The organism is Yinghuangia soli, assembly GCF_021502675.1.
GTDB lineage: Bacteria > Actinomycetota > Actinomycetes > Streptomycetales > Streptomycetaceae > Yinghuangia > Yinghuangia soli.
Genome location: NZ_JAKFHA010000016.1, coordinates 18563 through 32911, shown reverse-complemented (window position 1 = coordinate 32911; position 14349 = coordinate 18563). Strand labels below are relative to the sequence as shown.

At 71.1% G+C, this 14349-nt stretch carries 10 protein-coding genes and 1 pseudogene; 6 read left to right on the top strand and 5 right to left on the bottom strand.

The window, feature by feature from the left end:
* Positions 1 to 761: 761 nt before the first annotated feature.
* The 5 genes from dnaE to LZ495_RS24600 all read left to right on the top strand — a co-directional run bounded on the left by dnaE (position 762) and on the right by LZ495_RS24600 (position 8430).
* The gene (dnaE, locus tag LZ495_RS24620; RefSeq protein WP_308268635.1) at positions 762 to 4322 is read left to right on the top strand and encodes a DNA polymerase III subunit alpha; all 3561 of its coding nucleotides are present in this window, start codon (positions 762 to 764) and stop codon (positions 4320 to 4322) included.
* Positions 4319 to 4723, top strand: coding sequence for a DUF6300 family protein (locus LZ495_RS24615; protein WP_235055050.1), 405 nt, complete (start codon positions 4319 to 4321; stop codon positions 4721 to 4723). Before dnaE ends, LZ495_RS24615 begins: the two co-directional genes overlap by 4 nt.
* A 168-nt stretch (positions 4724 to 4891) precedes the next feature.
* Complete coding sequence (locus tag LZ495_RS24610; protein ID WP_235055049.1) at positions 4892 to 5815, top strand: NAD(P)/FAD-dependent oxidoreductase; 924 nt, start codon at positions 4892 to 4894, stop codon at positions 5813 to 5815.
* A 20-nt stretch (positions 5816 to 5835) separates the two neighbouring features.
* Positions 5836 to 7080, top strand: coding sequence for a low temperature requirement protein A (locus tag LZ495_RS24605; RefSeq protein WP_235055048.1), 1245 nt, complete (start codon positions 5836 to 5838; stop codon positions 7078 to 7080).
* Between the two features lie 180 nt (positions 7081 to 7260).
* The gene (locus tag LZ495_RS24600) at positions 7261 to 8430 is read left to right on the top strand and encodes a mechanosensitive ion channel family protein (protein WP_235055047.1); all 1170 of its coding nucleotides are present in this window, start codon (positions 7261 to 7263) and stop codon (positions 8428 to 8430) included.
* Between the two features lie 61 nt (positions 8431 to 8491).
* On the opposite strand, the gene LZ495_RS24595 is transcribed toward LZ495_RS24600, so the two are convergent.
* From LZ495_RS24595 to LZ495_RS24585, 3 genes are all read right to left on the bottom strand, one after another.
* Positions 8492 to 8965 (bottom strand): DUF4240 domain-containing protein, encoded by a 474-nt coding sequence (locus LZ495_RS24595; protein ID WP_235055046.1) that lies wholly within the window; start codon positions 8963 to 8965, stop codon positions 8492 to 8494.
* Positions 8966 to 9058: 93 nt separating this feature from the next.
* On the bottom strand, positions 9059 to 9640 hold the full coding sequence (locus LZ495_RS24590; protein ID WP_235055045.1) for a dienelactone hydrolase family protein: 582 nt from the start codon (positions 9638 to 9640) through the stop codon (positions 9059 to 9061).
* Between the two features lie 108 nt (positions 9641 to 9748).
* The gene (locus LZ495_RS24585; protein ID WP_235055044.1) at positions 9749 to 11353 is read right to left on the bottom strand and encodes a Na+/H+ antiporter; all 1605 of its coding nucleotides are present in this window, start codon (positions 11351 to 11353) and stop codon (positions 9749 to 9751) included.
* A 228-nt stretch (positions 11354 to 11581) separates the two neighbouring features.
* On the opposite strand from LZ495_RS24585, the gene LZ495_RS24580 reads away from it, so the two are divergent.
* Complete coding sequence (locus tag LZ495_RS24580) at positions 11582 to 12586, top strand: hypothetical protein (RefSeq protein WP_235055043.1); 1005 nt, start codon at positions 11582 to 11584, stop codon at positions 12584 to 12586.
* Positions 12587 to 12718: 132 nt separating this feature from the next.
* Here the strand turns inward: LZ495_RS24580 and LZ495_RS24575 are convergent, their stop codons facing one another.
* The gene (locus LZ495_RS24575) at positions 12719 to 13666 is read right to left on the bottom strand and encodes an RluA family pseudouridine synthase (RefSeq protein WP_235055042.1); all 948 of its coding nucleotides are present in this window, start codon (positions 13664 to 13666) and stop codon (positions 12719 to 12721) included.
* 142 nt (positions 13667 to 13808) lie between these two features.
* Positions 13809 to 14349, bottom strand: a pseudogene (lspA, locus tag LZ495_RS24570) (signal peptidase II); the annotation flags it as partial.

Below are 14349 nucleotides of genomic sequence, written 5' to 3'. Positions count from 1 at the left end.
CCCGCGGGGGGCCGCGGGGCCGCCCGGGGGGCCGCCTGGTGTTGTCGGCGGCCGCCTTGGGCGCCCGCCAGCCCGGCCTTGCCGAGTCTGGACCAACCGGCCATGCGCTCGCTCCTCAGTCGGGTCGCGCGGTCGCGCCGACAGGTGTCCGGCTGCTTTCCCCCGCAGACCACCCCATCGTGCCACGGCCGCGCCCCGAGCCTCGCGCATGCGCGCGACCGGTGACCCGGTCCGGGTCAGCCGTTCTTGCCCGGCCGGGGGTCCGGCCGTTCGGTGCGCAGGTCGGGCTGCGGTGCGGGCTGCGGCTCGGACGGGTGCGCGTGCTGCCGGCCGTTGGTCATGTCGTCCCCGTTTCCCCCCGGGCTCGGTGCCCGGGGCCTCGGTGGCCGCACCTGACCGTGCGGCCACATAGGAGACAACGACTCTACGTGCACGGAAGTTCACGCATGGGGCGTTTGACCGGATAGATATGTGCCGGTTGCTCCGGTGTAAGCCCCGGATTCCACCGCTTCGCCCGGCCCGGGCGGCGACTTTTCACGCCCGATTTGCCCCCGGCAGGCGCCTGGCCTGCGACGCTTCCGCGGCGCCGGGGAAGGCACCCGGAGGCTCGCCCGGAAGTAGTCCGCGAGTCGGTGCGCCGATGCTCCGGCTGTCCGCGAGATTGCGTAAGGTGGGGGCCTCCCCGGCCCCGGCGTCCCCCTGGGCCGCGGTTGTTCGGCGTACCTCGCGGGGGCGCAATCGAGAAAAGTGACGGAGGGCTCGTGTCCACTGACAGCTTCGTCCACCTGCACGTACACACCGAGTATTCGATGCTCGACGGTGCGGCGAAGAACGGCAAGATGTTCGCCGAAGTGGAACGGCTCGGCATGCCGGCGGTCGCGATGTCCGACCACGGCAACATGTTCGGGGCGTACGAGTTCTTCCAGATCTCCAAGAAGTCGCCGGTCAAGCCGATCATCGGCATCGAGGCGTACGTCGCCCCCAGTTCGCGGCACAACCGCAAGCCCGAGTTCTGGGCGACCGCGGGTTCGCGCAACACCGACGACGCGAGCGGCGAGGGCGGCAAGGACGTCTCCGGCGGCGGCCGCTACACGCACATGACGATGTGGGCGGAGAACGCCCAGGGCCTGCGCAACCTGTTCCGGCTGTCCTCGCTGGCGTCCATCGAGGGCTACTACATGAAGCCCCGCATGGACCGCGAGATCATCGCGCAGCACTCCGCGGGCATCATCGCGACCACCGGCTGCCCCTCCGGCGAGGTCCAGACCCGGTTGCGGCTCGGGCAGTTCGACGAGGCGATCAAGGCGGCATCGGCGTACCAGGACATCTTCGGCAAGGAGAACTACTTCCTGGAGCTGATGGACCACGGGCTCGACATCGAGCGCACGGTCCGCGAGGACCTCCTGCGGATCGCCAAGCAGCTGGACATCCCGCTGCTCGCGACCAACGACTCGCACTACGTCACCGAGGACCAGGCCGACGCGCACGACAACCTGCTGTGCGTGGGCGTGGGCAAGAACAAGGACGACCCGAACCGCTTCAAGTTCAACGGCTCGGGCTACTACATCAAGTCGTCCGAGGAGATGCGCTCGCTGTTCGGCGAGCTGCCCGCGGCGTGCGACAACACGCTGCTGATCGCGGAGCGCATCCAGCCGTACGACGAGGTCTTCAACTACGTCGACCAGATGCCGCAGTTCGACGTGCCCGAGGGCGAGACGCAGGCGAGCTGGCTGCGCAAGGAGTGCGACCGCGGCCTGGAGCTGCGCTACGGCAGCAACCCGCCCGCCGACGTCCTCGAGCGCCTGGACATGGAGCTGTCGGTCATCTCGCCACTCGGCTTCGACTCCTACTTCCTCGTGGTCGCGGACATCTGCAAGTACGCCCGCGACAACGGCATCCCGGTCGGCCCGGGCCGCGGTTCCGCGGCCGGCTCGCTGGTCGCGTACCTGACCCGCATCACCGAGCTGGACCCGATCGAGCACGGCCTGCTGTTCGAGCGGTTCCTGAACCCGGAGCGCGTCTCCCCTCCCGACGTCGACATCGACTTCGACGACCGCCAGCGCGACCAGATGGTCCGCTATGTGTCGGAGAAGTACGGCGACGCCTACACCGCGCAGGTGAACACCTTCGGCACCATCAAGGCCAAGGCGGCCGTGAAGGACGCCTCGCGCATCCTGGGCTTCCCGTTCGCGATGGGCGACCGCATCACCAAGGCGATGCCGCCGGACGTGATGGGCAAGGGCGTTCCGCTCGCCGACATGTTCAACCCGGAGCACCCGCGCTACAACGAGTGCACCGAGATCCGCGCGCTCTACGAGAGCGACCCCGAGGTCAGGCGCGTGGTCGACACGGGCATGGGCATCGAGGGGCTGATCCGCGGCACCGGCGTGCACGCCGCCGCGGTCATCCTGTCCCGCACCCCGCTGCTCGACCTGATCCCGCTGCACCGCCGCGACAAGGACGGCGTGATCATCACCGGCTTCTCGTACCCGCAGTGCGAGGAAATGGGCCTGATCAAGATGGACTTCCTGGGTCTGCGGAACCTGGGCATCATCGACCACTGCATCAAGATCATCAAGGAGAACCGCGGCGAGGACGTCAGCACCGACAACCTCCCGCTGGACGACAAGAAGACGTACGAGCTGCTCGCCCGCGGCGAGACGCTGGGCGTCTTCCAGCTGGACGGCGGGCCCATGCGCGCGCTGCTCAAGCTGATGAAGCCCACCGAGTTCGCCGACCTTTCGGCCGTCTCGGCGCTGTACCGGCCCGGTCCGATGGGCATGAACTCGCACATCAACTACGCGCTCCGCAAGAACGGGCAGCAGGACATCGAGCCGATCCACCCCGAGCTGGAGGAGCCCCTCAAGGAGGTCCTCGGCCCGACGTACGGCCTGATCGTGTACCAGGAGCAGGTGCAGCTGGCCGCCCGGGTGCTGGCCGGCTACACGCTCGGCGGCGCGGACCTGCTGCGCCGCGCGATGGGCAAGAAGAAGAAGGAAGTCCTGGACAAGGAGTTCATCCCCTTCCAGGACGGCATGCGCAAGAACGGCTACTCGGACGAGGCGATCAAGGCGGTGTGGGACGTCCTCGTCCCGTTCGCCGGCTATGCGTTCAACAAGTCGCACTCGGCGGCGTACGGCCTGGTGTCGTACCACACGGCCTACCTCAAGGCGAACTACCCCGCGGAGTACATGGCCGCGCTCTTGACCTCGGTCGGCGACGACAAGGACAAGATGGGTGTGTACCTCTCCGAGACGCGGCGCATGGGCATCAAGGTGCTCTCCCCCGACGTCAACGAGTCGGCGGTCGAGTTCACCGCGGTCGGCGAGGACATCCGCTTCGGCCTGACCGCGGTGCGCAACGTGGGCGCCAACGTCGTCGAGTCGCTGATGAAGACCCGCAAGGCGAAGGGCAAGTACACGTCCTTCCAGGACTTCCTGTCCAAGGTCGAGATCGTGGTGTGCAACAAGCGCACGATCGACTCGCTCATCAAGGCGGGTGCGTTCGACTCGCTCGGGCACAGCCGCAAGTCGCTGTGCGCGGTGCACGAGACCGCGGTCGACGCGGTCATCGGGCTCAAGCGGCAGGAGGCCAACGGGCAGTTCGACCTGTTCGGCGGCGGCTCCGACGAGCCGGACGACAAGCCGGCCGTGGGCCTCGACTTCAAGCTGAGCGACGACGAGTGGCCGCGCAAGCAACTCCTGTCCACCGAGCGGGAGATGCTGGGCCTGTACGTCTCCAGCCACCCGCTGGACGGCGCCGAGCACATCCTGGCCCGCAACCGCGACATGTCGATCGCCGACCTGGTCGGCAGCGGCCAGACCGAGGGCTTCGTCAAGCTCGCCGGGCTGATCACCGGGGTGGACCGGCGCATCAACAAGGGCGGCAACCCCTGGGCGATCGTCACCATCTCGGACCACGACGCGTCCATCGAGGTGCTGTACTTCCCGAAGAACTACCTGCTGTTCGCGCAGGAGTTCATCGAGGACAACGCGGTGTCGATCCGCGGCCGCATCAACGAGCGCGACGGCGCCCTGTCGGTGTTCGGCGAGGAGCTGATCCCGCTCGACATCTCGGCCGCCGAGCACGGCGGCAAGCCGCCGGTGATCCTCAAGGTGCACGAGCGCCGCATCACCCCGGACCTGGTACGCCGCCTCAAGTCGGCGATGCTGGCGCACCCGGGCGACGTCGAGGTGCGGCTGCGGATGGAGAACCGCCTCGGCGGCTCGACGCTGATGCGGCTCAACCCGACCGTGGAGAACAACAACGCGTTCGCCTCCGAGATCAAGGTGCTGCTCGGGCCGGATTCGTGGGTCGTGTGACGCCGGGCCCGGACAGCAGTACCGGACCCGGCGCGTTCGGCGCGCAGGACCCGTACACCGACGAGGAGTCGCACCGCCTGCACGGCATGGACATGGCCGTGCAGGAAGACGCTCCCCTGTGCCTGCGCTGCGAGGGGCCCGGGATCCTGGAGGCCCGCGTCCCGCACGTCTGGGACAACGGCTACGGCGAGCCGCTGCCGTGCCTGCGGGTCCTGGTGCTGTGCCCGGGCTGCGACCAGGCCGATCCCGCGGCCGCCGAACTCCTCGCGCTGTTCGGCGTGGACGACCTGATCGACGACGCCAATGCGGAGCTCTTCACCGCGCTGGTCGGGCCGTGGGTGGAGGCCGTGAGCGCCCGCCCCGCGGACCCCGCGACGCTGGTCGACGTCGGGGATTCCTGACGGGTCCGGTCCGCTCCGGGCGCCGTGCGGCATCCAGTTCCCGCGGGGACGGGCTCGGAACCCGCGGGCCGGGAGCAGGCACCGGCCGGCCGATGGTGTGATGCTGCGCGGCCGGCTGCCGCCGCGCCGCTTCGCCGCACCACCGCCTCCGAAGGGCCGGGCCCGCACATGACGACCGATTCCGTCGACACCCTCATCGTCGGCGGCGGCCCCGCCGGCTTGTCCGCCGCGCTGTACCTGGCCCGCTACAACCGCCGCGTGCTGGTCTTCGACACCGGCCACGGGCGTTCGACACACCACCAGACCAACCGCAACTACCTGGGCTTCCCGGGCGGCATCTCCACCATCCTTCTGCGCGAGCTGGCCCGCGAACAGCTCGCGCACTACCCGGAGATCGTCTTCGCGCAGCACACCATCACGCACGCCGAAGGCGACGCCGAGGCCGGGTTCACCGTGACCGCGCAAGGCCGCACCTGGCACGGCCGATCGCTGCTGCTGGCCACCGGGGTCCTGGACCACTTCCCGCACTTCCCGCGCTGGGAGTCCTATGTGGGCCGCAGCATGTTCTGGTGCATCACCTGCGACGGCTACGAGAACCGCGGCCGCGACATCCTGGTGGTCGGGCACACCGACGCCGCGGCCGGCGAGGCCATGCAGCTGCACAGCCTGACCGACCGGGTCCGGCTGCTGACCAACAGCCGCGCCGACGACATCAGCGCCAAGTTCCGGGCCCGCCTCGACGCGGCCGGCATCCCCGTCTTCCACGACCGCATCAAGGACGTCGAGGGCGTCGACGGCCGGCTCAAGGCGGTCCTCACGCACGGCGGCCTGCGCCTCGAACTCGACTCGCTGTTCAGCATCCAGGGCGCGACGCCGGAGACCCGGCTCGCCCAGCAGCTCGGCGTGCGGCTGGCGCCGAGCGGCTGGATCGAGGTGGACACCGAGCAGAAGACCTCGGTGGCCGGCGTGTACGCGGCGGGCGACGTGACCAGCCTGCATTCGCACCAGGTGACCACCGCGGTGCACGAGGGGGCCCAGGCCGCATCCGCGGCGAACTACTTCCTCTATCCTCCGGAGCTCAAAGCCGATTGATCATGGGGGCGGGGCACGGCATGAGCGCACTGGAAGGCAGAACGGACGAGGCGGTCGAGGCCGCGGTCGAGGTCGAGATACCGGCGGCCGCGGAGTCGGGGGAATCCGAGGCCCGGGAGCAGAAGGTCACCTGGGGCGAGCTGTTCTTCGACGTGGTGTGGGTGTTCGCGGTCACCCAGCTCGCCACCTCGCTCGCCTACTCGCACGGGCCCGGCGGGGCCGCCAAGACGCTGCTGCTGATCGTGCCGCTGTGGTGGTGCTGGGTCGGCGCGACCGTGCTGGGCAACACCGCGGGCGAGGCGGTCGACACCCCCAAGGTCCGCTTCACGCTGTTCGCGCTGGCCGGCTGCGGGCTGGTGATGGCGGTCGGCATCCCGCGGGCGTTCCAGTCCGGCGGCCACGGCGGCGCGCTGCTCTTCGCCCTCGCGTACGTGGTGCTCCGCAGCCTGCTGTGGGCGTCGCTGCGCAGCCGGCCGGCCTTCCGGGGCAACGGCTGGAACCCGTTCACCTGCGCGCTCGCGGTGGCCGGGCCGCTGTTCCTGCTGGGCGCGGTCCTCGAGGGGCCCGGCCGGGTGGCCGCCTGGTCGGCCGCCGCGGCCGTGGAGATCGGCGGCTGGGTGCTGCTCAGCGGCAAGCTGGACAAGGTGCGGTTCGAGACGTCGCACCTGCCGGAGCGCTTCGGGCTGTTCCTGATCATCGCGCTGGGCGAGACCGTGATGGCAGTCGGCACGCAGGCCTCCGACCACCCCATCACCGCGTCCCGGCTGGTGGTCCTGGGCATCGGCTTCGTGATGATCGTGGCGCTGTGGTGGACGTACTTCCACTACGGGGCCCCGGCCGCACGGCACAGCCTGGAGACCGACCCGAAGCAGTCCCGGATCGTGCGGGAGATCTTCACGTACTGCCATGCCTCGTACGTCACCGCGATCATCTGCATCGCGGTCGGCCTCAAGAAGGCGATGGCGCACCCGATGGACGCCCCCTCGGGGACGCCCGCGCTGCTGCTCGCGCCCGGCGTCGCGCTGTTCCTGCTGACCTTCTGCTACTCGCGCTGGCAGATGTTCGGGGCGGCCGGCGCGCTGCGCTTCTGGTTCGCGGTGGCCGCGATCGTGCTGGCCTGCTGCGCGCCGCTGCTGCCCGCGGTGGTGGTCGCCGGCCTGGTCGTGGTGCTGCTCGGGGTGCTCAACGCGGTCGAGGCGTGGAACGTCGAGACCGGGCGGCCGATCCCGCTGATGCGGATGCCCCGGCTGCTCAGGCGCGCCTGACCGACCGGCATCGCCGGCCGCAAAGCGGGCACCGATCACCAATTCGCCGGTAAGCGCCGCTGCCGGAAAAGCAGTGAATCGCCACGCAAACGGCAGGAATGCCGGTTGGACGTCACTCCTACGGGTGACTAGCGTGGCTGGTTCGCCGATGCCGCCGAGTTCCCAGGGAGAGCACCAGCCGTGGACGTCTGGGAGATCCTCCGCCCCCTGATCGTTCTGGTCTCCGTCCTCGTCCTCACCGGCCTCGCCACCTGGCTGCTGGCCAAGGTGGCCCGCGAAGTGCAGACCCGCAGACCCAGTTCCGGGCCGCTGTGGCCGATGCTGCGCCGGTCGCGGGCGTCCTGCGTGGTGACGCTGGCCACGGTGCTGGCGCTGATCGCCGAACCGGCCGCGGACCTCCCCGAGGAGACCCGCGGCACGGTCCGGCACATCCTCGTGCTCTGCGTCATCGGGTCGACCGCGTGGCTCGCCATCCACGCGGCGAACGTGCTGGTCAACACCTCGTTCGAGAAGTACGCCGCGGTGGCCACCGATGCCGGGAAGGTGCGGCGGGTCCGCACCCAGATCGACCTGATCCGCCGGGTCGGCTCGGCGCTCGTGGCGATCATCGCGGCAGCCTCGATGATCATGACGTTCCCGGGCATGAAGACCATCGGCACCAGCCTGCTGGCCTCGGCCGGCCTCTTCGGCGTGGTGGCCGGCCTGGCCGCGCAGAGCACGCTCGCGAACCTGTTCGCCGGGCTGCAGATCGCGTTCAGCGACATGGTCCGGATAGGCGACTCGGTGGTGGTCAACAACGAGATGGGCACCGTCGAGGAGATCACGCTGACCTACCTGGTGGTGAACACCTGGGACCAGCGGCGCATCGTCATGCCGGTGTCGTACTTCACCGGCCGGCCCTTCGAGAACTGGTCGCGCACCGACATGCGCATGACCGGCACGGTCTTCCTGCACCTGGACCACTCGGCGCCGGTCGCCGAGCTGCGCGACGAACTGCACCGCATCCTCAAGGACTCGGGCCTGTGGGACGGGCAGGGCTGGAGCCTTTACGTCACCGACACCACGCCGACCACCATCGTGCTGCGCGCCGTGGTGACCGCGCGGGACGCCGACGACGTGTGGACGCTGCGCTGCGAGGTGCGCGAGAAGCTGCTCGACTACGTGCGCCGCAAGCACCCGTACGCGCTGCCGCGCGTCGCGACGTCGCCCGCGCCGGGCGGCGGTGTGCAGGGCGCGTACGGGGACGACGAGTACGGCCACCGGGAGCCGGCCACCGTGCCGCAGCAGGCCGGACCCAAGCGGTACGTCGAACTCGCCAAGCGGCCCAGGGTCGACCTAGGCAAGCACTGAGCCTGCCCCGAAGTGCCCGGGACAGCGCGGGACAGCCCTGGGCGACCCGGGGCGGCCCTGGTCAGCGCGGGGGCAGCCCCGGCCAGCCGTCCGGGTTGGAGCCCGTCTCGTAGTCGAACGGCTCCTCGTGCTCCCACGGGCGCCCGGTCAGGTCCTCCCACGCGTCCTCGGCGACGTAGAGCAGGGCCTCGCCGTCGAACTCCGCCGCGGTGTACGGGCAGAACGCGCTCGAGTCCGCGAGGACGTGGGCATACGCCTCGCGGCCAGCCGCGACCACCCCGCAGCGGGCGTAGAGGAAGCCGTCGGAGGACATCGGGACCGGCACGCCCTGACGGTCCGTCACATCGATGTAGGGCAGCGCCGCGAGATCGGCGCGGTCCAAGCGGTACAGCGCCTCCGCCAGCCGGTCGGCGAATCCGATGATCGTCGACTTGGAGCGGGTGGCGAGCACCTCGGTCAACCGCTCGCAGGCGTCGTCGTCCGCACGACCGCCCAGCAGGTCGACAAGATCCCAGAATTCGTCCCATTCCACCACGGACAAATCGTCACACGCCGAGGCGCGGCGCGCCCGTTGCGCCGCGTCGAAAACGCATACGGCGCAACGCGCGAACGGGGGACAGCGCCGGTGCTACGCGGCGTTCTCGTCCATTTCCTCCAGGAACGCGAGCGCGGCGGCCCAGGTGCGGTCGGCCGCTTCCGCGTCGTAGTCCGGGAGTTCGGCGTCGGTGTAGACGTGCCCGGCGCCGCGGTACCGGTAGACCTCGACGTCGGCACCCGCCGCGACCATGCGCAGGTACCAGGCGTTCAGCCAGTCCTCCGGCTCGAACGGGTCCGGCTCGGCGACGTGCAGCTGCACCGCGATCTCGGTCTCGGCGTCGTCCTTGAGGTCCGAGGTGCCGTGGAACATGAGCAGGCCGCCCGCGTACTCGTCGGCCAGCGCGAGGTTCTGGGCCAGCGAGGCGCCCATCGAGAACCCGGAGTAGATCACGCCGCGGCCGAGCGGCGCGGCGGCGGACACGGCCCGGCGCAGCAGCTCCTCGGTGCCGATCTCGTCCTTGATCTCCATGCCCTCTTCGACGGTCTCGACGACGCGGCCGTCGTACAGGTCGGGGACCTCGACCTCGTGCCCGGCGGCGCGCAGGCGGTCTGCGGCCTCGTGCACGGCAGGACGCAGTCCGTACGCGGAGTGGAACAGCACGATGCGGGCCACAGGTGATCCTCGTCTCGAACAGCAGCGGGTGGTACGCGGGTGGAACCTGCCCATGATCCCCGCCCGCCCCGGGTACGCCAAACGGGACACGCGACCCCGGCGCCGGGCCTACACCCAGCCGCGCAGGTCGATGCGGCGCAGGAGCTTGTCGACGATGACCGGGTCGTTCCCGCGTTCCGCACGGGCGCTCTTGAGCTCGGCCCGGGCCGCCTCGGTCAGCTCCGCCTCGACGCGCTTGAACTCGCGCTTCCTGCGGTGCTTTTCGGCCAGCGCCTTGCGGGCGTCCTCCGCGTACGCCTCGGGCCGCAGCTGGGCGATGACGGCCTGCTGGCGGAGCCGCATCACGTCGACCACCTCGTCCGGAAGCTCCTCGGCGGCCTCCATCTCGCGCAGCCGCTGCAGCACGGCCTTGGCGGCCCGGACCCGCAGGTCCGCCTCAGCCTGGCCGGCGGCGTCCTCCGATTCGCGCACGCCGAGCGCCTTGACCAGCGCGGGCAGGGTCAGGCCCTGCACCACCAGGGTCACCATGACCACCGCGAACGCGATGACGACGAGCCGGTCGCGGCCCGGGAAGGGCTCGCCCGCGTCGGTCTCCAGCGGCAGCGCGAGCACCAGCGCGACGGTCGCCACGCCGCGCATGCCGGCCCACCACAGCACCGCGGTCTCGCGCGGGCCGACCGGGGCGAGGTCCTCGACGTCCGGATCGTCCTCGTCGGCCGCACGGCGGTTGCGGCGCCGCGCGAGCACCGCGGTCGGGAAGAGCCACAGGCCGCGCACCACGATGACGGTCGCCACCACGGCGGCGGCCTCGACGAGCACGTCGGCGGTGTCGCCGCCGAGGGCGTCGAGGACCGCGCGCAGTTCGATGCCGATGATGCCGAACGTCAGGCCGGTGACCATCAGCTCGATCACGGCCCAGAACACCCCGCCCGCGATCCGGCCGCTGCGGTCCGGCGCCTCGATGCCCTGGGCGCGCAGGAGCAGGACATTGACGATGACCGCGAGCACCCCGGAGCCGCCCAGCTCGTCGGAGCCGATGTACGCGACGAACGGCAGCATCAGCGAGGCCATGACGCGCAGCCGCTCGTCGTTGAGGAATTTGTCCCCCCAGCGGGCCACCAGCGAGACCGCCACGCCGACCGCGCACGCCACCGCGGCGGACAGGAAGAGCTTCCCGACCGCCTCGCCGGCCGAGAACGATCCGGTCACCACCGCCGCGACCGCGACCTGGTAGAGCACGATCGCGGTGACGTCGTTGAACAGCCCTTCGCTCTCCAGGATGGAAACGAGCCGGCGCGGCAGCCGCAGCGTCGAGGCGACCGCGGACGCGGCGACCGGGTCGGGCGGCGCGACCAGCGCACCGAGCGCCACCGCGGCCGCGACCGGCAGCCCGGGCACGACGCGGTGCGCGACCCAGGCGACGGCCGCGGTCGTCACGAACACCAGGGCCACCGCGAGCAGCAGGATCGGCTTGGCATTGGCGGCGAACTCGCGCCAGCTGGTCCGCCAGCCGGCGCTGTGCAGCAGCGGCGGGAGGAGCAGCGGCAGCAACAGCTCCGGTTCGAGCCGCAGTTCGGGAACGCCCGGGATCACGGCGAGCAGCAGCCCGCCCATCGTGATCACCACCGGATACGGCAGCCGCACCCACGAGGCGACGGGTACCGCCACCAGGGTGACCAGGAACAGCAGGAAGAGAACGGTCAGCTGATCCACGGCGACACGCTACGCCGCATCTATGTCTATATCCGGCAATACGTTGCATTCCGCGCGTTGTGCCGCACGGGAACCGGATCAAGAAAGCCGACGTCCAACCGGCGCCGTGCAGACGACGCGGCACGTGCGACGAACTCGCCCCGCCCCAGGGCCGATGCGCGCCCGACAGCCAACTGCGGCCGGGCCGGGCCGGTCTGCTGCGGGGCCCGTACAGACCGGAGAATTCCCGTGGACGACCACTCCCCCAGCCGTTCCACCGTGCAGTTCCCCGCCCCTGCGCGCAGCCGTTCCCACGGCCGCCCGGCACTCGTGTGCGCCGCCGCCGCGGCGCTGATCCTCGGCCTGTCCGGCTGCGGCGAGAACGATCCTGCCACCGCCGGAAACGCCGCCGCGCCCGAAGTACCCGCGGCCACGGGTGCCGCCGGTGATGCCGGGACGGGTACCGCGCTGGCCGACTCGGACGCGGCCAAGGAGGCGGCCACGGCCGCCGACCGCTGGGAGGCGGCCCATCGGCCGGGCGCGCCGACGCCTCCGTTCGTCGTCCGCTCCTCGCTCGCCGGATCGACCGGGATCCCCGAGGGCGAGAACCCGAAATTCAAGGTCTCGATACTCAGCGGGTGCGTCACGCTGGGTCCGCAGACCGTCGTACCGGAGCATCCGGACAAGGCCGAGATCACCAGCGACTACGGCACCCGCTGGTCCCGGCCGTACCTCGATCCCAAGACGGCGGCCAAGCCGCCGGCTCCGGTCTCGAAAGACGTGTGCGGCAGCGCCGGAGCACCGAACCTCACCATCTCCCGCGTCGCCCTGAACCACCAGCAGGTGCTCACCTCCGAGGGCTACGCCAAGGTGCCGGTCTGGGAGTTGGGCTTCGCCGAGACCACGGCGCGCGAGACGGTCCTCGCGGTGCCCTCGGACCGGGGCCCGGACCAGGGCCCGCAGGACACGAGCGTGCAGGTGAGTGCGGACGGACGCACCCTGACCGTGAAGTTCTTCGGCTCGGAGGACGTTCCCGGTCCGTGCGGCGCCGACTACTACGGTGCGGCCGCGGAGCGCACGGGCGTCGTCGCCGTCGCGGTCGGCACCCTGCCCCGCCCGACCGCCGACGCCAAGAGCACCGACTCGTTCTGCACGCTGGTGGCCCACACCCGAACGGTGACGATCACCCTGCCTGCGCCCCTCGGCGACCGCGCACTGATCGGCTCGGCCGGGGAGGCCCTCAAGCGCGGCTGACCCCCGGACAAGCAGACAGGCGAGGCGCCGCACGGAATCCGTCCGCGCGGACGAGAGGACAAGGACAGGACAAGGAAGGGGCGCCGCGCGGAATCATCCGCACGGCGCCCCTGCTGCGCAGCTCAGAAAGGGCTACTGGCCGTCCGAGACGCGGTCGAGAGCGCGGGCCAAGTCCTCCGGGTACGGGCTGTCGAACTGGACCCACTCGCCGCTGCCCGGGTGCTCGAAGCCCAGGTGCACCGCGTGCAGCCACTGGCGTTCGACACCGAGGCGCTTCGCAAGCGTGGGGTCGGCGCCGTACATCATGTCGCCGACGCAGGGGTGCCGCAGCGAGGACATGTGCACGCGGATCTGGTGGGTGCGGCCGGTCTCCAGCTTGATGGAGAGCAGGCTCGCGGCGCGGAAGGCCTCGACGGTGTCGTAGTGCGTGACGCTCGGCTTGCCGCTCGCGACGACGGCCCACTTCCAGTCGTGCTTGGGGTGCCGGTCGATGGGCGCGTCCACGGTGCCGGACAGCGGGTCGAGGTGCCCCTGCACGAGCGCGTGGTAGCGCTTGTCCACGGTGCGGTCCCGGAACTGCTGCTTGAGCAGGCTGTACGCGAGCTCCGACTTGGCCACCACCATCAGGCCGCTGGTGCCCGCGTCGAGCCGGTGCACGACGCCCTGGCGCTCGGACGCGCCGGAGGTGGAGATGCGGTAGCCGGCCGCGGCGAGGCCGCCGACCACCGTGGTGCCGGTCCAGCCCGGGCTCGGGTGCGCGGCCACGCCGAGGGGCTTGTCGACCACCACGATGTGCTCGTCGTCGTGGACGACGTTCATGCCGGGGACCGGCTCCGCCACGATCTGCACGGGGGCCGGGGCCTGCGGCATCTCGACCTCCAGCCAGGCTCCGCCGTGCACCCGGTCCGACTTGCCCGCGGGCTTGCCGTCCAGCAGCACCTTCCCGGCCGCGGCCAGCTCGGCGGCCCGGGTGCGGGAGAAGCCGAACATGCGGGCGAGCGCGGCGTCCAGGCGCTCGCCTTCGAGGCCGTCGGGTACGGGCAGGGTGCGGATTTCGGACGAGCCGGTGGAGGAGGTCACCCGTCGAGTATGCCGGGTGGACGGGTCAGCCGGTCTTCCCGGCCTCGCCGCCGGAGCCGTCCGTACCGCCGTCCGCCCCGCCGTCCGTACCGCTGTCCGCCGCATCGCCGTCCGCGGCGTCCGTGCCGCCGTCCGCCGGCTCGTCGCCCTCGCGGGTGCCGTCCGGCTGCAGGCCGAGGAACGAGAGCAGCACGATCAGGCAGCCGCCGACCACGATGGCCGAGTCGGCGAGGTTGAAGACCGCGAAGTGCTTGGGTGCGATGAAGTCGACCACGTGCCCGCGCAGGAACCCGGGCGAGCGGAGCAGCCGGTCGGTCAGGTTGCCCAGCGCACCGCCGAGCAGCAGGCCGAGCGCGATGGCCCAGGGCAGGCTGTAGAGCTTGCGGGCGAGGCGCAGGATGACCACGATCACCGCGGCCGCGATCAGCGTGAAGACGATCGTGTACGCCTGGCCCATGCCGAACGCGGCGCCCGGATTGCGGGTGCCGCGGAACTGCAGCCAGTCGCCGATGATGTCGATCGGCGCCTCGCCCTCGAGCTTGGCGACCACGATCAGCTTGCTGACCAGGTCCAGCGCATAGGCGACGGCCGCCACGCCGAGCAGGACCGCGACGCGCCGGCGCAGGCGGCCGGACGGGGGGGGGGGGGGGGGCCGCCCCCCCCCCCCCGCCGGGGGCGGCCGG

Coding starts and splice junctions, on each gene's coding strand:
- LZ495_RS24605 (WP_235055048.1), top strand. CDS start 5,836: ATGAGCGCACTGGAAGGCAGAACGGACGAGGCGGTCGAGGCCGCGGTC.
- LZ495_RS24610 (WP_235055049.1), top strand. CDS start 4,892: ATGACGACCGATTCCGTCGACACCCTCATCGTCGGCGGCGGCCCCGCC.